Genomic DNA, 19,343 nt, shown 5'->3' on the forward strand with positions numbered 1-19,343 from the left:
GTTTGCCGATTCGCGCCCCCTTAAACAATTTTTAACAGGCCGGTAAAAAATGTCTGACATCCAACAGATGGACAGTGGTGGCACCGAGCAGGTGTCAATGAAAACCTATGCGGAGAAGGCTTACCTGGATTATTCCATGTACGTGATTCTCGACCGTGCCTTGCCCAACGTGGCAGATGGCCTGAAACCGGTGCAACGCCGTATCATCTATGCAATGAGTGAGCTGGGACTGAAGTCGTCTGCCAAATTCAAGAAGTCCGCGCGAACTGTCGGCGACGTGATTGGTAAGTTTCATCCCCACGGTGACAGCGCTGCCTATGAAGCCATGGTGCTCATGGCGCAGGACTTCAGTTACCGCTACCCGTTGGTGGATGGACAGGGCAACTGGGGATCACCGGATGATCCCAAGTCCTTCGCGGCAATGCGCTATACGGAATCGCGACTGACGTCATACGCCGATGTTCTGCTTGCAGAGCTGGGCCAGGGCACGGTTGACTGGGTGCCTAATTTCGACAGCACCATGGATGAACCCGCAGTGCTGCCAGCGCAGGTGCCCAATATACTACTAAACGGCACTACGGGAATTGCAGTGGGCATGGCGACCGACATTCCTCCGCATAACCTGCGAGAGGTCGTTGCGGCGACGATCAAGTTACTGGGATCGCCGAAGGCCACCGTGGCGGATTTGTGTGAGCACGTGCAGGGCCCAGACTTTCCGACTAATGCGGAGATTATTACGCCACGGGATGAGATCGTTGCCCTGTACGAGACGGGCCGCGGTGGTTTGCGTATGCGAGCGGTTTGGGACACGGAAGGCGGAGATATTGTCATTACCGCCCTGCCCCACCAGGTGTCCGGATCTCGCTTGCTGGAGCAGGTCGCACAGCAGATGCAGGCGAAAAAACTGCCTATGGTGTCTGACTTGCGGGATGAATCAGACCATGAAAACCCGACGAGACTGATAATCGTTCCGCGCTCGAACCGTGTTGATCTTGAAGCCCTGATGAGTCACCTCTTCGCTACCACAGATTTGGAGCGCACCTACAGGGTGAACATCAATGTAATTGGCATCGACGGTCGTCCTGCGGTGAAACCGTTGAACCAGCTGCTCAAGGAGTGGCTCAAGTTCCGCACTGCTACTGTGCGTCGTCGCTTGGAAAACCGTTTGACGAAGGTGGAGAGGCGGCTCGAAATCCTCGAGGGTTATCTCGTCGCTTTCCTCAATATTGATGAAGTGATTCATATCATCCGCACCGAGGATAAGCCCAAGCCGGCATTGATGAAGCGGTTCAAAATTTCGGATACTCAGGCCGAGGCAATTCTCGAGTTGAAACTGCGCAACCTCGCCAAGCTGGAAGAAATGAATATCAAAACAGAGCAGAAAGATTTAGGGAAAGAACGCGATGCTCTAAAGAAAACGCTGGGCAGTGATGCACGGCTGAAAACACTGATTAAGAAAGAGCTGATCGAGGTGGCGGAGAAATACGGTGATGATCGGCGCTCACCCTTGGTCGGGCGCGAAGAGGCCAAGGCATTTAGCGAATTAGAACTTGTCGCGGCGGATCCGATTACCGTAGTGATGTCGGAAAAAGGCTGGATAAGGGCGGCCAAGGGCCATGATATTGACCCAACCAGCCTGAGCTACAAATCCGGCGATAGCTATAAGATGAGCGCCACCGGGCGCAGCAACCAGCCCGCCGTTATTATCGATTCAACGGGTCGGGCGTATACCGTGGCCTCACATAACCTGCCCTCTGCCCGCGGTCAGGGTGAGCCGGTTACCGGCCGTATCAACCCCCCGTCTGGCGCCACCTTCGAGGGCCTTATGATGGGAGACGAGAGCGTGCTTTTCCTGCTGGCAAGCGATGCCGGTTATGGGTTCGTGGCGCGCCTGGGTGATCTGCAAAGTAAGAACCGCGCAGGAAAGGCGGCGCTTACCCTGCCTAAGGGAGGGCGCGTGCTGCAGGCCGCGGCGATATCTGTAATGGACGATGCCATGGTTGCCGCAGTCTCCAACGAGGGGCGACTTCTCATATTCCCTCTGGCGGACCTTCCGCAAATGTCGCGTGGCAAGGGCAACAAGATCATCGGAATCCCCGCGGCGCGGGTCAAGGAGCGAGAGGAATTCGTTATATCGGTCCAGGTGATCACGCCTGGGGATAGCCTCGTAATTCATTCCGGCAAGCGTCACCACAGCATTAAATTCAGCGATCTCGAGCACTATCGGGGTGAGCGTGGACGTCGGGGCAATAAGCTGCCCCGCGGTTTTCAAAAGGTAGACAGGATGGAAGTCGCTGCAGGTTAGTTCAGCGATTCGCGCCCTATCTTATGCCCGGATCGGTCAGGCGCTTTAGTACCAGGCGCAGTTGCCGTTCCAGCAGATCTTGGAACTGGCCAGCAAATTCCTCAATCACAGCGTAGTCCATTACCTCCGTGGGGCGACATTCGAGACGTGTTGAGATGTCAGTATCCTCTACTGCGGCGGGTGCCAGTAGAATATTCGGCGGCATGCTCGTGCAGACTGACTGCAATTCGTCGAGAGTATGCTGCGTGTAGAGCCCCGGATAAATATCATCGCCACCGCCCGCGCCCAACTCACTTTGTGATATCGCCATTGACAGGGACAGGGATAGCGTCATGTCCTTCTCCAGTGACTGGCACACTGTCTTGATTAGCCAGGCGCAGGAGGCCGCTCTGAATGCGGCACTGCCTGCGCTGTTGTTGCCACTGAAATAAACCGCTAGCCCGAACTGTCGCGCGACCTGCAGATTTCCCGCATAAAACCCGGATGCAGCGTAAACGATCTGGTGAATGCGTGCGATATAAGCGTGGAGGGAATGCTCATCCAGCGTATCCACATAGTTAGCTAGACTGGTCAGTTGCAGATACAGAACGGCGGTAGCCTGATAGTTTTCTTCCTGAGGCCCCGGTTCACTGCGTGCTTGCAGCAGGTCCATCGGCAGTGCATCAATGCGCTTTTGCAACAGGGATAGCTCGTTGGTCGGCAGCGGCATTCCAGTATCTTCTTCCAGCGCAACCTTGCGAGCGAGCGCGGACATGCGCCCACCGAGGCGTTGGCCAAAATGACGACCCACGCCATAAACCGCAAGGCTGAGAAGTACTGCGAGACCGAGCATACTTATCACAAGGCGTTGCTGGGCTGCGCGGTCGTTGTCGGCACTAATAGTGATAATCACGTGGCCGGCGATATCTGATTCGATACGCACAGGCTCGCTGTATTCGTACAGGTATCTACCCTGGCTTGTCCCCGCCAGGCCCAGAACCTTGCCCTCTACATCATTAACGGCAATTACGGCGGCGGAGGAGTGGTTGATGATGCGGCGCAAAGAGGCGGAGACGCTGAGCAGGTCGCCGCTTTCAAGGGCTGTGCCGACGCGCGCAGCGACCAGCCGGGCGAGAGCGGCACCATACTCCTCCCGCAGTAGTGATTGCATGTGAGAAGTAGATATAGCACCCAGCGCGATAAGGGCGAGACTTACAAGGAGGCACAAGCCTGCGGTAAGGACAGCAAACTGTTGACCGATACTGGATTGACGGAGACGTTTGTTCACAGTTTTTGAATGTTTAGCGAGTTTGCCCGTGACACAAGTATAAACCAGTCGCATCCTGAAGTAATGGCCCGCGCAGTGGTCGGCATTTTTGGGCGGGAAGTGCTATCTTTTAGCGCCTGACGTGAACGGTTAGAATGTCTGATCTGAACAAGAATGGAATCCTGAGTGAATCATATATTACTCATAACGCTATCCGGAGACGACCAATCCGGCGTCACCGCCGGATTGACGTCAATCCTGGCTCGGCACTCCGTCAATATTCTCGATATTGGCCAGGCGGTGATCCATTCGACGCTCACGCTGGGGTTGTTGGTAGAATTACCCGTTGACACTCCCTCAGAAGAAGTCGTTGCTGCGATAAAAGCGTTCGCTGCCGCCCGTGGACTGCGCGTGATCACAGATAAAGTGTCCGGAGATAGCTACAACCACTGGGTCGACGCACAGGGCATGGAGCGTTACATCATTACGCTGTTGGCGCGCAAGATTACCTCGGACCAGATCGCTCGAGTTACCTCTGTGATATCCGCTCACGGCCTGAATATTCAAGGCATTAACAGGCTTTCTGGCCGCATACCTATGGGTAAACTGCCGGACCAGAGTAAAGCCTGCGTAGAATTCTCTGCGCGCGGTTCGCTGCCGGCTGCGGCAGAGTTCCGCCGCGAATTGCTTGAAGTAGCGGGAGCCCTGGATGTCGATCTCGCTTACCAGCAAGACAACATGTATCGGCGTAATCGCCGTCTGGTTGTGTTTGACATGGACTCTACCCTGATAGAGGCGGAAGTTATTGATGAGCTGGCGAAGGTAGCGGGCGTGGGTGATGAGGTCAGTGCAATTACCGAGCGAGCGATGCGTGGAGAGATCGATTTTTCCGAGAGTTTTCGTAAGCGAGTTGCGCTGCTTTGTGGCTTGAAAGAGAGCGCTCTGAGGCGAGTGGCGGATGAGTTGAAGATCACGGAGGGAGCCGAGCATCTGATATCGACACTGCGCGCCCTGGGTTTCAAGACAGCAATTTTGTCAGGGGGGTTTACCTATTTCGCACGCCATTTACAGGAGCGGCTGGGTATAGACTACGTATATGCCAACGAACTGGATATCGACGATGGCATCGTGACAGGCAAGGTTTCAGGCACTATCGTAGACGGTGCGCGAAAGGCAGAACTGCTGCGTCAGTTGGCTCGGGAAGAGGGTATTGACCTGCAGCAGGTTATCGCTGTGGGCGATGGGGCCAACGATCTGCCTATGCTCAGCATTGCGGGTCTGGGAATCGCGTTCAGGGCTAAACCGCTGGTAAAGAAAACTGCCGAGCAGTCAATATCGACTCTAGGCCTCGATGCAATTCTTTACCTGCTGGGAATTTCCGACAAGCACCAACGGCCCTGACTGTCGCTAGATATTGCTCCATAGCGAGTCAAATTCACCCTTACCTGGCTTTTTACCATGATTTGTCAGGACGTCGCCTAGCTCCTGAATATAGCGGAATTCGAACTGTTCGAAGCCTCCGGTTGAGTTCAGTTGCCGCACTAACTGGATGCTTTGCACTCCCAGGTTGTTTTGCAGGATGAGCTTCTGCCGCTCTTTAAAGCTGGCCCGTGGCGTGATCAGGGTGTGGGGCTGTCCTACAATCTTGATTTCGGGCAGCAGCAACACTCTCTGCGGTGGAGAATCCTCCAATCCGTTGCGGCGGATATTAGCGCCGCAGGCAATGGCCCGAGGACTCAATAGTTCAAGGCCTATGAGAGTTTTAGCATCCGGCAGTCTGCTCAGCCAGCGTATGACCGCGATTGCCCAGTCGTTTTTTTCCCTGTCTTCCTTGACCCCCACGATGTCACCCACACGGGCATCACCTGGAGATTCATCTATCCATTCGAGACAGTAACCGTTTGCACTGGTGTCAGCCAACTGCGCCTCGAAAACAGACAGTTTTTCGGGTGTTGATGCCGCTGCGCTTTCCTCTTCCATCACTTTGGTTCTGGTTACGGTATCGAGCTCGACATGAATTTCCTGCTCAACTTTTGTTTGCTGCTTACTGCCGTCCGCGGAACTCTCGTTTCTCCAGATATTTGCCTTGTCCAGACCTTTTGAGAATGGATTTCCCTGATTGTTGAAAGGGTCATGACCGGCATTGCCTTGCGACTGTTTGTGTTTGAGCATTTGCTGCCGGGACACTTGCTTGTGCGTATTATTAAGTCCGAGGCAAATCCACAGGGGACTGTTGGAAGCGGTGCGCTTGAAATTCCGCATCAGCCTGCTGCCCAGCGCTGTAATGACATGTTGTAGCAGGTTGGCAGAGATGCCGGTGTCCTTGTCGAAGATTGCTTTCTCACTGTCCAGTCGCTGCTGCAGCGCGTTGAGCTCGCTCAGTAATGGCTCGCAATCCAGAGTGCGGCAGCCCGCCGTGGGCTGTTCCCGGTGGAGCGCCCGGTACTGTGGCGGTTTATCGCTTTCCAGATCGGCCAGATACAATTCCTCTCCTGTCTCCCGCTTGTTCAGGCTAATTTTTTCGCCCCAGTTGCGGGAATTGCGGTGCAAAGTCGTCAGGTCACTTTGGCGCAGTTGGTTGGGTTTGCAGCAGCTGAGTAACAGGGCCTGCACATAAGCCGCTTTTATGGTGGCACCGCCAGAGAGCGGTTCTGGTACCGGTAGCCCGGTGAGTCCCTGGTATTCTGCCAAAGCATAGAGTTGGTGCTGCATTTCCCAGCACCCCTCCTCCACCGGCATATGCAACTGCAGCATGTAAAGAATCTTGCGCGAGTTAAATAGAAGCGCTCTCTGAATGGCCTGGCAAGCGAGGCGAGCTGGGTTAGTGTCCTGTATCGAGTCCCGCTGCTGAATGGCGTGCATTGCGGCAAGCGCATAGCCCGCGGTAGTGAGCGTGCATAGCCGGTTGCCGATAGCGGCCATTGACTTCGGTTCCGAGGACATAATCAGAGGCTGATTGAGAAAGCGTTTACACAGATTGGCCAGTGCCATATCGATATTTGGATAAAGCGCGTCTAGCAGGTTGTAGCGTGTCTTTGGGGGCAAGCTTGTCCGGTTCAGATCATCAAGTGCCTGCAGCAGCATGTTTACCAATCGGGGGGTGTCCATTATCGGTAGTGCATCGATCCATGCCCGCACACCGTCTTCGCTGGCCGCGAACAGGCTGAGCTCGGATTTGTCTTGGCGGGGTAGCTTCAAAGTGCTTGAGCTGAGGTCTTGCATAGCACGCAATCCATAACGTTCGAGGAATGACACCCTGGACGATAAGAATAGCCCAATATGCAGTGGTGTCGCCACCCGACACCTGCCAATGCATCGTCTCGTGAGGTATTATGGCGCCCACCGCACAACGTACATAGGCGATTCCCATGGCGAACCACTCCACAAATGAATTCCGGTCCGGCTTGAAGGTCATGCTCGACGGTGACCCCTGCAGTATTTTGGAGAATGAATTTGTGAAACCGGGGAAGGGACAAGCCTTCAACCGCGTAAGAATGCGCAACCTCAAGACAGGTCGTGTCTGGGATAGAACCTTCAAGTCTGGTGAGACGCTGGAGGGGGCGGACGTTATCGATCGCACCATGGAGTACCTCTACACTGACGGCGAGTTCTGGTTTTTCATGGAGCCTGAGACCTTCGAGCAGTTCCAGGCAGATGCCGCAGCTGTTGGTGAAAGCCACTTGTGGTTGAAGGAACAGGAAAGGTGTGAGGTGACGCTATACAATGGCAATCCCCTGAGTATTGCGCCACCCAACTTTGTTGAACTGGAAATCGTTGAGACTGACCCGGGCCTGAAGGGTGACACGGCTACTGGTGGCACTAAACCTGCAAAGCTGAGTACAGGTGCAACTGTGAAGGTGCCCCTGTTTCTGAGTGAGGGTGAGTATGTCAGAGTCGATACCCGCACGGGCGAATATCAGAACCGCGCTAACAAGCCTTAACCATACGATGCAGTGGCGTCCGACCGCGAGCTTGCCAGTCCTGCGGAAACGAGCGCAACTTCTGTCAAACCTCAGGGAATTCTTTCTTGCACGCGATGTGCTAGAGGTCGAGACGCCGCTGCTCTGTAGCGCCGGGATAACCGATCCGTCAATAGAGCCCTACACGGTCGTCACACCGACAGCGATGCGCTTTCTGCAAACTTCCCCGGAGTATGCGATGAAGCGGCTGCTGGCTGCTTTCGGTGAACCTGTTTTTCAGGTGAGCAAGGCGTTTCGGCAAGGTGAGCAGGGCTCACGCCACAATCCAGAGTTCACATTGCTCGAGTGGTACCGCCCCGGCTTCGACTACCACAGGCTTATGGATGAGGTAACACAGCTGCTGACTTCCTGCCTGCCACAAAGGCCGGTTAGAAAAATCACTTATCGCAGCCTGTTTCTCGAGCAACTCGACACAGATCCTTTTACCGCAAGCGCTAACGAACTGAAGGCACTGGCCCATAAACACCTGGATCCAGGCGACCTGTCAGGAGATAAAGATTGCTGGCTGGACCTGCTGATGAGCCACGTGCTGGAGCCCAATTTAGGTCGAGAAACCTTTTGTTTTGTCTACGATTATCCGGCGTCTCAGGCTGCGCTGGCCCGTATCGAGACGGAGGACGGTGTGGCTGTTGGCAGGCGCTTTGAGTTATACGTCGACGGTCTCGAATTGGCCAATGGCTATTGGGAACTGGCGGATGCGGCGGAGCAGCGTCGCCGTTTTGAGGCCGATAATGTGCGTTGCTCAGAACAAGGGCTGCCAGATCGTCCAGTCGACGAGCATCTGCTTGCGGCACTGGAACATGGCATGCCCGCCAGTAGCGGGGTAGCACTGGGTATCGATCGCCTTATGATGCTGATTGTGGGTGCCCGCGAGATCCGCGATGTATTGGCGTTTGACTGGGAACGAGCCTAGGCTTTGCCAGCCCATAAAAAAGCCGGCGCAAGGCCGGCATTCTCGATTCAACAAAAGACTAATCAACCACTGAATTCGCGCACCAGCCCACCGATAGATTCTTTGGCGTCACCAAACAGCATGCGGGTATTTTCCTTGTAGAATAGCGGGTTTTCGATACCGGCAAATCCTGATGCCATGGAGCGCTTCAGCACAAACACTGTGCGCGCGCTGTCCACGTTAATTACCGGCATACCATAGATGGGCGAAGACTCTATTTCCCGCGCTGCCGGGTTAACTACATCGTTGGCGCCGATAACGATCGCCACGTCAACGGTTTCCATACGAGGGTTAATCTCGTCCATTTCCAGCAGCTGGTCGTAGGGTACGTCCGCTTCTGCCAGCAGTACGTTCATATGGCCGGGCATGCGTCCTGCTACCGGGTGAATGCCAAAGCTCACTTCCGCGCCATTTTTCTCCATCATCTCGGTCAGCTCTTTTACCACGTGCTGAGCCTGAGCGACGGCCATGCCATAGCCAGGCACAATAGCAACATTGCTGGCGGCTTCCAGCACGTAGAACGCATCTTCAACGGAGATGGGCTTGATCTCGCCCTCCACTTTGGTGGTTTCCGTTTTGCCGGAACCGAATCCCGAGAACAGTACATTGCTCAGGGAGCGGTTCATCGCCTTGCACATTATTTGAGTCAGAATAATGCCGGCTGAGCCCACCAAAGAACCAGCCACGATGAGAATATTATTGTCCACCGCGAATCCCGCGGCACAGGCAGCGAGGCCCGAGTAGGAGTTTAGCAGGGAGATCACGACGGGCATGTCCGCGCCGCCAATAGGGATTACCGCCATCACGCCGAACACCAGTGACAGTCCAATGACCAGGAGTAGCCACATACTGTTGTCGGGGTTCATGCAGAACATAACGGCGCTGCCTAGAATGCTGGCTACGATCGCACCGTTGACGAGTTGCTGGGCACTAAACAACAGCGGTGCCGAAGAGATTTTTTCGCTGAGCTTGCCGTAGGCAACCAGTGAGCCGGTGAAGGTAAGACCGCCGATCAGGATAGACAGGACAATGGTCACCAGAGTAAATGTGTCCGAGTCTGGCGCGAGTGCAGCGGCGCCCACCAGCAGGCTGGCCATGCCGCCGAACCCGTTGAACAGGGCCACCATTTCCGGCATTGAGGTCATCTGCACCAGACGTGCAGCAGCGGCGCCGATCGAGCCGCCAATGGCTACGCCGATCAGAATCCAAGTGTAATCAATACCTTGGCTGAGGAGTGCCGCAACAACCGCTACCAGCATGCCCAGCGATGAAATCAGGTTGCCCCGGCGCGCGGTGGCGGGTGAGCCCAGTTGCTTCAGCCCAAAAATAAACAGTATGGCTGCGGCAACGTAAGCGAATTGAATGAAGTTATCCATGGTGCCTTAGCTCTCCTTTTTCTTGAACATGGCGAGCATGCGGTCGGTTACCAGGTAGCCACCCACCACATTGATGGACGCGAGTGCCACGGCGCCCACTGCCAGCCACTTGGACAGGTCGGGGTCGCCGGTGTTGCTGACCAGACTGACGGCACCGACCAGGGTGATACCGGAGATCGCGTTAGCACCCGACATGAGGGGCGTGTGCAGGGTAGCAGGCACTTTGTTGATCAGCTCAAAGCCCAAAAAAATCGAGAGCATCAGAATGAAAGTCAGAAAAACCTCTATTGGCACCGGCGAACTTGCTTCAATAATTTCGACAATCATTACTATGCCTCCCCTTCAATAACGTTCTTGATGGTCTCGTTGGTGATTTCACCACCGTGGGTAATAATGCAGCCAGGCAGGATGTCGTGTTCGAAGTCGATCACGAAGGCTTTCGTTTCCTCGTCCCAACTGTCATCGACAAGACTGTATAGATTGGAGGAGTACATCTGGCTGGCATCTCTCGCCACTTCTCCAGCCAGGTTGCCCATCCCGATAATAGTAACGCCACCAACATGCACAGTCTCGTTGGGCACCGAGCCTTCCACGTTGCCCCCGGTCTCCGCTGCCATATCAACGATAACGGAGCCGGGCGCCATGCCGTCGACCATGTCTTTCGTGACTAGCACGGGAGGTTTACGGCCAAATACTTGTGCAGTAGTGATGAGGACATCGGATTTGGCGATGACCTCTTTTTGCGCCTGACGCTGTTTCTCAACCTGCTCGGGCGTTAACTCCTTGGCATAGCCATCAGCGGTTTCGCCGGTCTCTCCCAGATCAATTTCGAGAAATTTACCACCCAGGGATTGTACTTGTTCTGCCACAACGGGCCGCGTATCAAAGGCGGTGACCTTGGCGCCAAGACGCTTCGCTGTGGCAATGGCCTGTAATCCGGCAACTCCGGCGCCGATAACGAATACGTTGGCGGGCTTTAACGTGCCTGCGGGTGTCATCATCATCGGAAAGATTCGCGGCAAATGAGCGGCAGCCTGAATCACCATAACGTAACCCGCGAGGTTGGCCTGGGAGCTCAGCGCATCCATTTTCTGGCTGCGAGTGGTGCGGGGAATCATTTCCATGCTGATGGCGGTGATGCCGGCCTCTTTGAACGCGCGGACCAACTCGTGTTCGTTGAATGGGTCCAGATAACTGATATGAATAGCGCCCTTTTTAATTTTATGGATATCTTCGAGCTCGGGTTTGCGCAGTCGCAGTACGATATCGGCACTGCCTAATAGCTCGTCTCGATTGCTCGAGAGCGTGGCGCCAGCCTCGATGTATTCGTGATCGACGAAGCCGGAAGCGGCCCCCATGCCTGCCTCCACCACGACCTCTGCGCCGGCGCGTACCAGCTTCTTGGTATCGCTCGGGGTGAGGGGTATACGGTTCTCCCCTGTGTGAGTTTCTTTGGGAATTGCGATGCGCATGCGTTAGGTTCTCCCTGAACCAGTGTTATGTTTGGTGTCGGCTGAACCTGGGTCGGTTAGTCACCTTTCTGGCTCTGCGGCCTCCGGATCAGCGCTACGCTGGTGTGTTTTCGCACCCGCGATTGCAGAGCAGGCGCCGAGATTAGCACAGGCGTCCCCTCGGTAAAACAATGGCGTACATTGACTCCCGCAGCCGCACACCGCCCTGAGGCGGCTATCCAGCCCGTCGGAGGGGCGCAGAACGCACAATTTAGGGGATTTTTGGGTAGAGACGAAGCCAGTACACTAGAAAAGTGAGACCCGAAAGGTCATTGCGGGCGCTGTGGCGGCCACTGCCGATAGGTCCACCACGGCGGCAGAAGCTGGCGGTACGGGGGTTGACGATAGCGGGTGTCGATCAGCAGGGCATTCCCCTTGTCTCGGGCGCTTCTCACCACGCGTCCCAGCGCCTGGTCGACCTTCTGCAGGCCGGGATAAATAAAAGTGTACTGAAAGCCAGCGCCGGTGCGCTGTTCGTACCACTCTTGCAATTCACGGGTATCCTGGTTGACCTGGGGCATGCCGACACCCACCACGGCTACGCTGGCGAGGGCATCTCCGGGCAGGTCAATGCCCTCGCTGAATATGCCCCCCAGAATACAGAACGCGACTATGTCCCGTTTTTCCTGCAACAGGCTCAGCAGCTCCGCCCGTCTTTCTTCTCCCTCTTGAGGCGCCTGCACCCAAAGTGTGCGACGCGGTTCGAGGTCATCGAGCAGGCGCAGGCAACTGTGCATGTAACGGTACGAGGGGAAGTAGACGATCCCATTGCCGGGCATGGCTTCCAGCCATTCTCTTAGTAGACTCGCCAGCCGCTGCAGGGTGTCCTCGCGGTGTCGGTAGCGGGTATCCAGATCGGTGACCAGCCAGACGGCCAGTTGCTCTGTGGCAAATGGAGAGGTGGCTCGGTGGAAGACAGTATGACTGTCCAGACCCAGGCGCTCACGCGTCCACTCTGGCGGAGATAAGGTGGCGGAGAAGGCGGTTACCGAGTAGGCGCGAGCCTGTCGCTCGGCCAGCAGTCTGGCAGGATCGAGGCAATTTAGTACCACCAACAGGCTCTGCGGTTCTGTGTCACGTGTATAAACACAGCGATATTCGTCCCCCCACTGCTGCGCCACTCGAATAAAATGCAGGCTATCGAAGTAGAACTCAGCGAGCACCGGGTGCTGTGACAGAAGCTCAGGATGTGTGGCACAGTCTGCGGATACTTCAGCGGTAAAATCGATAAGGCCACCTAGCAGCTTCTGTGGCAGAGTATGTTCTGAATGATAGTGTTCGGATTGCCAGTCTTGTTTCTGCAGAGCAAGCAGTTTGCGATTGACTCGCTCCAGGGCGGGAACGATGCGGGCAGGAGCCTCCCGTCTCGCGCGCATCAGTGCGTTCTTGGACAAACGGGCGCTGTACATTTTTCGCGCCCGACCAGGGAGGTTGTGGGCCTCGTCCAGCAGCACGCTCCAGCGTGCGCCGCTGGTACTCATCAGGCTCCCCAGTGCGCCATAAAGACTATAAACATAATGCTGATCGCCGATCACCGTATCTACCCACGGCAGCAGATCACCCGCCAGCTCATAGGGACATACCTCAAACTGCCGGGCGAGTGATTCCAGATGGACCCTCGTTAACGCGGGCTCTTTCATGGCGGCATGCAGTGCGTTTGGCAGTTTTTCGTAGTAACCCTTTGCGTACGGGCAATCTTCTCCATGGCAGGCCTTGCCGGGTGACAGGCAGACCGCTTCCTTTGCGGACAGACTCAGGGCTGTGCCGCGGTAACCGGCAGCGCGAAAATGTGCAAGGGTTTGCTCTGCGCTGCGTCGACCAATCGTTTTAGCAGTAACGAAGGCGATACGCTCATGCTTGCCTGTCATCAGCGCCTTTAGCGCGGGGAAAAGAACTGCGGCCGTCTTGCCAATGCCGGTAGGTGCCTCCATCAGGAGGTGGCGGCCACCAGCGATACATCTATAGGTGGTCTCCGCGATGTCGCGTTGTCCGGCACGAAATTCCCCGTAGGGAAACGCCAGTGTCGCAAGGCTGGCGTCACGCTGTTTTCGCAGTATGGAAATAAGCTGCAGCCAGCTGGCAAAGCGGGAAAGGGTATCCTGCAGGAAAGCGCGCAGGGCAGCAGCTGGATAGATTTCTTCCCGATAGTGCTCTTCCTCGTTATCGATATTCAGCCACGTGACTCTCACGCGCAGTGTGGACAGGTTTTCTTTATCGGCAATCAGGGCGGCATAGATAAGACCTTGCGACAAGTGCAGTTTCGCGATGGCAGGCGGGATACTGTCTGGCTCTACACGGCAGGTCTTGATTTCTTCTACCAGTCCTGCCTCAGCGTCGTAGCCATCTGCGCGGCCTTTCAAATGCAGTGTGATGCCGTCCAGCTCGTATCGGGACTCGACCGGATACTCCCGGCGATAACTTTCAGGGCGGCGGCTGTACAGGCGCTGGTGTCCGGCGATCCCCTCTGGACCACTCGGGGACGGATTGAAGCGCTGATCGATATCGCCGTGTCGATGACAGAAGCGGGCGAGATCGGTGACGCTCACGGAGAACTCAGTCATCAGCCCAGTTCACCCAGAGAACCTCTGCCGGTATGCCTAGTCGGTCAAAGTAGCGCAACCAGCGCTTCTGCCCGTCTTGCAGAGCATCCCCGGGGCCCTTTACTTCAATCAGGCGATAATCGCCGGGCTGCTTGCCCAATGCGATCAGGTCAGGGAAGCCGCTGCGATTCTCCCGGGGGTCAAACAGGAGGCGTTCGAAAATGGCCACCAAGTGCGCATTGGGAATGAGTTGGCAGCTGTCTCTTACCATTTGCTCATCGATATGTCGCCAGTCCGTCCAGTGACAAAAATTGGACTGGTAGCGGCGGTAAGCCTGCGGCAGTAAATCGGACAGACTGCCGTTGAGCAATATGTCGACCCTCGCCTCAATCGCGGCCGCACGCCGTTCGCGAAAACCCTGCTCAAAGATATCTGCAGGCCCTCCCTGATAGGGGTGATGAAACACCCCCGGCAGGGGCATAAAAATTTCTTCCCAGAACGCGAGGCCAAACAGCATATTCATCAACCGATTTTCTACGTAATGCACTGTATGCCAGTTCTGTGAAAGTGATTGCGCAGCCAGTCTCTCCACTGAGCTGTCGCCCCTTGGTATCGACAGGGCGCAAGTGTTGAACTGATCCCGTCGACGCGTTGTAGCACTGCCCCCGAGCTTGCGTTCTATCCGCGGCAGGATGCGACCCGCGGCCTCTTGCTCCGCCTCACACCAGGGCGCTTCAATAATCTGCAGGCATAGGCCTTTCGCTTTTCTCCAGTCGCCGCGTTTCTCCAGAATGCGCGCCTGCCGCTCGCGTGCCGGATGACGCTCACTGTGCCGATAAAGAGAGAGCGCAACGCCGAACTCCTCCATGCGTTCCAGATCTCTCGCCAGTCGATTACACAGACTATGGTAGCGTCGCAGGCTGGAACTGTGTTGTACATCAAGCTTGGCCAGTCTGCGGCCTAACCGGGGCAGTGCATCCCAGTCTTCCACCGCTAGCGCATCGTAGTGCTCGTCGGCGAATACTGCGCATAGCTGATACTCTTCGACTGCCGCACGATTTTTGAACAGCCTTTCCTTGCGATTCAGGGAGTAGGGAAAGTATCGCGTGATGCCAATATCCGCGAGCACAAACTCGGTGAGGCTCTGATGGCGGTTGCCAAAAAACAGCAACTGCAGCAATTCAATGAATTCAAAATGCAGGGGAGTGAGTATGCGGCCGGGCTCGCTTCTGGCGAGGTTTTTTTGCGACGCAGCGGGTGTTAGGTCAAGCGCTTCAATAGCGGCTATCAGCTCAGCTTTGCTGCCGTATTTATCGTTAGGCAATTGTGCTGCGAAGGCGCTTTGCAACTCCGCGCGTGTGAAAAGTGCACTCAGCTCTTCGGGATCAAGTTCCTCGGCCAGCATGGCCATGTTGCTCTCAAGCAGCTCGTCGATGGGCGCGCCGAGCGAACCTATCTCGCTGTATTGAAGCTTGCTCTCGCGAAACCACGGGCCCGTGCGCGAGATTAAACGGGTATAAAGACACTGACTTCCAAAAGAGAGTGTATAAAAGCACTCCAGCACGGCCTGTTCGTCACCAGTGAGAAGATCGCCATAGCGCGCTTCGACCGTTCTGCACAGCCTTAAAAAATTATCGAGGTAGTAGTGTGCCGCCAGTTCGACTGTTTGCTTCATCGTCGGTCATCTGTGTTCACAGGGTGGATTAAGTCGCCCCTGCAGCGGATGCTACGCGAACTACTGCAGATTGTCAGACCTGTGTCAGGGTCCTATGCCGTCTTTTCAGGCAGGTATACGGATTGATTTGGGCCGGCGTAACTCTCAGCAGGCGTAGCCAGCAGTAGGTGCCGAGGCTAGAATGGCGCGTTGCGAAAGAGAAATACAGAGCGTTTATTGCGAAACGATGCGCGGCGCCACGGATGCCGACGCTCGCAGTGACCGACGACAGTATGGGGTTTCATAGCTTACCCTCAAACCGAATGAGGGCGCATAAGTGGTTACGCGGAGAAAAGCGCGATGAATGAGGAAGCAGTGAAGGGGCCTTTCGATTTTCGCGATCCCTACACACTCAATATGCAGGTACAGCCGCAAGATATCGACGGCCTCTATCACACCAATAACGGTGTCTATGTCGACTGGTGTCAAAAAGTTGCCTGGGCGCATTCAGTCTCACTTGGCCTCGATCTGGAGCGGTATCGGGCATTGGACAGGGCGATGGTGATTATTCGCAGCGAATTTGATTACCTGCAGTCCTCCCGGGAGGGCGAAGAGGTGCTGCTGGCCACCTGGATAACCGAATGGGACGAGAGAATTACCATGCGTCGCGCCTTTCAGGTGATCCGCCCGGCGGACGGCGCCACCCTGCTGCGGGCTCGGATGAATTTCGCTTGCATCGAGATATCCAGTGGCAAGCCCCGCCGCATGCCGACTGAGTTTATCGAGGGTTATGGTCCGGCTGTCCTCGGCGGAGCGGTTGCACCGGATGACGCGACAGATGTTTCAGGCTCGGCAGGATAGAGCATCGCGGACGAGTCTAATTTCTCCTCGCCTGTGGCTTGCGGTAAAAGTGCTTCAGAGGTCTCTGTTATAGTATTAGGCGACGTATCAGATCCTTGCATTCAGGCTCAAGACTGGGCGGTTGCAAAGGCTAAAGCAACTAGAGAGAAGAAGCTTTCAGGAAGGCATACATGGGTGAGAGAGTAATGGCCGAGGACGATAACCAAAACGCCCCTCCCGGCAGGTCATCTCAGCCGCTGATGAAAACGCTGCACGCGGAGCATGCGCATATGTCCATGGTCATGCAGGTGTTTAAGGAGCAGCTGGGTGCAATCGAATGCGGTGAGGTGGTTGATACGCACGTTGTCTATGAGGTCATGGATTATATGGTCACCTGGCCCGACCGTTTTCATCACCCTCGCGAGGACTTGATCTATGCCCGTGTTGCGGAGATTGATCCCGGTGCTCTGGGTGATGTGGACACGCTGCAGCGCGACCATGACAACACGGCACAGGTTGGGCGGCAACTGCTAAAGCTGATCGAAAACTGGCGCTTGGGAGAGGCCGCTGGGTCGGAGGTGGTAACGCGCGGTCGCGAGTATATCAGTCATATTTATGAGCATATGAATGTCGAGGAAAAATTGATTTTTCCAAAAGTGGAGGCAACTCTGACCCCGCGCGACTGGTTCGAACTGTCCGAAGATGACCAGTTGCAAGGTGTTTCAGATTCCGTATTCGGGCCGCAAGTACAAAGAGAGTTTCGCAATATGGCGCGTAAATTACGCAGAGGTGTGCGCCGGTCAGTAGAACGCGGCACCATGGTAGAGTGGATCGGCCTGGATGCATTTATGGAGTCTTTTGAGGTGGTGTCTATTGCCTATGATTCGGCCCGTAGCACCGCAGAGACCCACATGCGAGACGCATTGAATGACGCTTTTGGTTACTTCCGGAAAGCGCCCTTGTCTGCTCCGGTGCGCTGTGCCGCTAACAACACGCGGCTAACTTTTCGTCTGCTTGGAGACATCGCTGAAATCTCCCTCGAGACACTTGATGACCTGTCGCGTGTCAACCAGGCACGTAAGGACCGGATGCGTCTGCTGAGCCGGGAAGCTCGCCGTTAGTGAGTCCGGGCTCTCGAAACTGGAGGTTGGCAAGCCTTGCATAGAGCGTGCACTCCTCCAGCAGCTGCGAGTGGCTGCCGGTGGCGACCAGTTGCCCAACGTCAAGCACGGCAATTTTGTCTGCGTGGAGTATGGTAGACAGGCGGTGGGCGATAATCACCGTGGTGCGGTTCTGCATCAGCTCCTGCAGTGCGAGCTGCACCTGATATTCACTCTCCGTATCCAGCGCGCTGGTAGCTTCATCCAGCAGTAAAATCTTTGGATCGTTGAGAATGGCACGCGCGAGGGCGATGCGTTGGCGCTGGCCACCGGACAGGCGCACACCCATTTCTCCGAGATGGCTCTGGTAGCCGTCGGGTAGTGCGGTGATAAAGTCGTGGGCATGCGCAGCACGTGCCGCAGCCTGTATTTCGTCGTCTGATGCGTCGGGGTTTCCGTAGGCGATGTTGTAGCGGACGTCCCCGGTGAAGAGCGCCGGCTGCTGCGGCACCAGCGCGACGTTTTCTCGAAGCTGCTGTAAGCTGAAATCTCTGATGTCCTGACCATCCAGCAGTATGCGCCCTATCCCGGGGTCGTAGAAGCGCAACAGCAACTCGAAAACCGTGGATTTCCCCGCGCCTGAGGGCCCGACGAGGGCGAGACTTTTGCCCGCCTCTATACTCAAACTGAAATTCTCCAGCGCGGCCTGCTCCGGGCGAGTGGGATAGCAGAACGTCACCCGGTCTATTCGCAGCTCTGGTTGCTCGCTACTGGTCGCGGTTACGTCCCCCTCAGGATCATTTATCAGACTCTCTGTATGGATGAGCTCAACCAGCCTCTCGGCAGCGCCGGCTGCACGTTGCAGGTCACCCCAAACCTCTGAGATTGTGGTGACGCCCGTGCCAACCATGATGGCGTAGAACACGAAGGCTCCGAGTTCGCCACCGCTCATTTGCCCGGTGATGACGTCCTGCCCCCCCTCCCACAACATGCCGGACATGCCGGCAAACAGTAACAATATGGCACCACAAACAAGCATAGAGCGTTGCCATATTCGTCTCTGCGCTATGCTAAAGGCGCGTTCCACCTCATGATTGAAAGCGTCAGACTCAAATGCTTCACGGGTATAACTTTGTACCACACGAATATTTTGTATGACCTCTCCTGCGTAGCTGCCGACACTCGCGATGCTGTCCTGGCTCTGGTTGGATAGTCTCCTGACTCGCCGCCCGAACACCAGAATGGGCAACAGCACCAGCGGTACGCCCAGCGCGATAATCATGCTTAGCTTCAGGTTTGTGATAAACATCATGACCAAGGCGCCTGTGGTGGTCAGACCCGAGCGCAGCGCCATACTAAAGGATGAGCCTATGATAGTTTGCAGCAAGGTCGTGTCGGTTGTAATGCGCGACATGATTTCCAAACTGCGGTTGGTTTCAAAAAATCCCGGGTGGAGCCGCACAATATTGTCGAACACTTGTTTACGTATATCGGCACTCACCCTTTCACCCAGCCAGGAAACGAGATAGAAGCGGATAAAGGTACCAAAGGCCATGGCGGCAGCAATCACGAAAAAGAGAGCAATGGCGCCCTTGAGGCTGTCGTTAGAGCCGCCCCCAAAGCCCTCGTCTATGAGGACCTGTACGCCAAGCCCCATTGATAATGTCGCCGCTGCTGTAAACAGCAACGCCATACTCGCCCCGATAACACGGCGTTTGTAGTTGACCAGCAGCCCCAGTACGGGGGCCAAAGAGCGCAGACCTTCTTTCGCACGGGGCGGCATCAGGTGTTCATCGCGCGTGAATAGCTGGTGTGAAAGATACCAGTCGGCTCAAAAAA

General features: G+C 55.7%; 14 protein-coding genes. 6 read left to right on the plus strand and 8 right to left on the minus strand.

Annotation, left to right across the window (positions count from 1 at the left end):
• The first annotated feature begins 49 nt into the window (after positions 1-49).
• Complete coding sequence (gene parC / locus EYC82_RS13375) at positions 50-2,305, plus strand: DNA topoisomerase IV subunit A (protein ID WP_279250040.1); 2,256 nt, start codon at positions 50-52, stop codon at positions 2,303-2,305.
• Positions 2,306-2,321: 16 nt separating this feature from the next.
• On the opposite strand, the gene EYC82_RS13380 is transcribed toward parC, so the two are convergent.
• The gene (locus EYC82_RS13380) at positions 2,322-3,572 is read right to left on the minus strand and encodes a hypothetical protein (RefSeq protein WP_279250041.1); all 1,251 of its coding nucleotides are present in this window, start codon (positions 3,570-3,572) and stop codon (positions 2,322-2,324) included.
• Between the two features lie 165 nt (positions 3,573-3,737).
• On the opposite strand from EYC82_RS13380, the gene serB reads away from it, so the two are divergent.
• Positions 3,738-4,952 (plus strand): phosphoserine phosphatase SerB, encoded by a 1,215-nt coding sequence (gene serB / locus EYC82_RS13385; protein WP_279250042.1) that lies wholly within the window; start codon positions 3,738-3,740, stop codon positions 4,950-4,952.
• Between the two features lie 6 nt (positions 4,953-4,958).
• On the opposite strand, the gene EYC82_RS13390 is transcribed toward serB, so the two are convergent.
• The gene (locus EYC82_RS13390; protein WP_279250043.1) at positions 4,959-6,773 is read right to left on the minus strand and encodes a hypothetical protein; all 1,815 of its coding nucleotides are present in this window, start codon (positions 6,771-6,773) and stop codon (positions 4,959-4,961) included.
• Between the two features lie 146 nt (positions 6,774-6,919).
• On the opposite strand from EYC82_RS13390, the gene efp reads away from it, so the two are divergent.
• Both efp and epmA read left to right on the plus strand, forming a co-directional pair.
• Complete coding sequence (gene efp / locus EYC82_RS13395; RefSeq protein ID WP_279250044.1) at positions 6,920-7,492, plus strand: elongation factor P; 573 nt, start codon at positions 6,920-6,922, stop codon at positions 7,490-7,492.
• Positions 7,437-8,444 (plus strand): EF-P lysine aminoacylase EpmA, encoded by a 1,008-nt coding sequence (gene epmA / locus EYC82_RS13400; RefSeq protein ID WP_279250045.1) that lies wholly within the window; start codon positions 7,437-7,439, stop codon positions 8,442-8,444. Before efp ends, epmA begins: the two co-directional genes overlap by 56 nt.
• A gap of 62 nt (positions 8,445-8,506) precedes the next feature.
• Here epmA and EYC82_RS13405 read toward each other — a convergent pair whose 3' ends face one another.
• The 5 genes from EYC82_RS13405 to EYC82_RS13425 all read right to left on the minus strand — a co-directional run bounded on the left by EYC82_RS13405 (position 8,507) and on the right by EYC82_RS13425 (position 15,585).
• Entirely contained in the window at positions 8,507-9,859 is a 1,353-nt protein-coding gene (locus tag EYC82_RS13405; RefSeq protein WP_279250046.1) for an NAD(P)(+) transhydrogenase (Re/Si-specific) subunit beta, read from the minus strand.
• Between the two features lie 6 nt (positions 9,860-9,865).
• Positions 9,866-10,186 (minus strand): NAD(P) transhydrogenase subunit alpha part 2, encoded by a 321-nt coding sequence (locus tag EYC82_RS13410; RefSeq protein ID WP_279250047.1) that lies wholly within the window; start codon positions 10,184-10,186, stop codon positions 9,866-9,868.
• Positions 10,187-10,188: 2 nt separating this feature from the next.
• Positions 10,189-11,331: a Re/Si-specific NAD(P)(+) transhydrogenase subunit alpha gene (locus EYC82_RS13415; protein ID WP_279250048.1), complete on the minus strand. Its 1,143-nt coding sequence runs from the start codon at positions 11,329-11,331 to the stop codon at positions 10,189-10,191.
• A gap of 308 nt (positions 11,332-11,639) precedes the next feature.
• Positions 11,640-13,931, minus strand: a complete 2,292-nt coding sequence (locus tag EYC82_RS13420) for an ATP-dependent DNA helicase (protein ID WP_279250049.1) — start codon at positions 13,929-13,931, stop codon at positions 11,640-11,642.
• Positions 13,924-15,585 (minus strand): VRR-NUC domain-containing protein, encoded by a 1,662-nt coding sequence (locus EYC82_RS13425; RefSeq protein ID WP_279250050.1) that lies wholly within the window; start codon positions 15,583-15,585, stop codon positions 13,924-13,926. The genes EYC82_RS13420 and EYC82_RS13425 overlap by 8 nt, the downstream gene beginning before the upstream one ends.
• Before the next feature lie 339 nt (positions 15,586-15,924).
• On the opposite strand from EYC82_RS13425, the gene EYC82_RS13430 reads away from it, so the two are divergent.
• Together EYC82_RS13430 and EYC82_RS13435 are read left to right on the plus strand one after the other, a co-directional pair.
• Positions 15,925-16,425, plus strand: a complete 501-nt coding sequence (locus tag EYC82_RS13430) for an acyl-CoA thioesterase (RefSeq protein WP_279250051.1) — start codon at positions 15,925-15,927, stop codon at positions 16,423-16,425.
• Between the two features lie 170 nt (positions 16,426-16,595).
• The gene (locus tag EYC82_RS13435; RefSeq protein ID WP_279250052.1) at positions 16,596-17,525 is read left to right on the plus strand and encodes a hemerythrin domain-containing protein; all 930 of its coding nucleotides are present in this window, start codon (positions 16,596-16,598) and stop codon (positions 17,523-17,525) included.
• On the opposite strand, the gene EYC82_RS13440 is transcribed toward EYC82_RS13435, so the two are convergent.
• Complete coding sequence (locus EYC82_RS13440) at positions 17,470-19,287, minus strand: ABC transporter transmembrane domain-containing protein (RefSeq protein WP_279250053.1); 1,818 nt, start codon at positions 19,285-19,287, stop codon at positions 17,470-17,472. The two genes, EYC82_RS13435 and EYC82_RS13440, sit on opposite strands and share 56 nt — an antisense overlap.
• Between the last annotated feature and the right edge of the window lie 56 nt (positions 19,288-19,343).

Source organism: Candidatus Marimicrobium litorale, from assembly GCF_026262645.1.
Classification (GTDB): Bacteria; Pseudomonadota; Gammaproteobacteria; order Pseudomonadales; family Halieaceae; genus Marimicrobium; species Marimicrobium litorale.

Coding starts and splice junctions, on each gene's coding strand:
- EYC82_RS13420 (WP_279250049.1), bottom strand. CDS start 13,931: ATGACTGAGTTCTCCGTGAGCGTCACCGATCTCGCCCGCTTCTGTCAT.
- epmA (WP_279250045.1), top strand. CDS start 7,437: ATGTCAGAGTCGATACCCGCACGGGCGAATATCAGAACCGCGCTAACA.
- EYC82_RS13440 (WP_279250053.1), bottom strand. CDS start 19,287: ATGCCGCCCCGTGCGAAAGAAGGTCTGCGCTCTTTGGCCCCCGTACTG.
- EYC82_RS13430 (WP_279250051.1), top strand. CDS start 15,925: ATGAATGAGGAAGCAGTGAAGGGGCCTTTCGATTTTCGCGATCCCTAC.
- EYC82_RS13390 (WP_279250043.1), bottom strand. CDS start 6,773: ATGCAAGACCTCAGCTCAAGCACTTTGAAGCTACCCCGCCAAGACAAA.
- EYC82_RS13410 (WP_279250047.1), bottom strand. CDS start 10,186: ATGATTGTCGAAATTATTGAAGCAAGTTCGCCGGTGCCAATAGAGGTT.
- efp (WP_279250044.1), top strand. CDS start 6,920: ATGGCGAACCACTCCACAAATGAATTCCGGTCCGGCTTGAAGGTCATG.
- EYC82_RS13405 (WP_279250046.1), bottom strand. CDS start 9,859: ATGGATAACTTCATTCAATTCGCTTACGTTGCCGCAGCCATACTGTTT.
- parC (WP_279250040.1), top strand. CDS start 50: ATGTCTGACATCCAACAGATGGACAGTGGTGGCACCGAGCAGGTGTCA.
- EYC82_RS13435 (WP_279250052.1), top strand. CDS start 16,596: ATGGGTGAGAGAGTAATGGCCGAGGACGATAACCAAAACGCCCCTCCC.
- EYC82_RS13425 (WP_279250050.1), bottom strand. CDS start 15,585: ATGAAGCAAACAGTCGAACTGGCGGCACACTACTACCTCGATAATTTT.
- EYC82_RS13415 (WP_279250048.1), bottom strand. CDS start 11,331: ATGCGCATCGCAATTCCCAAAGAAACTCACACAGGGGAGAACCGTATA.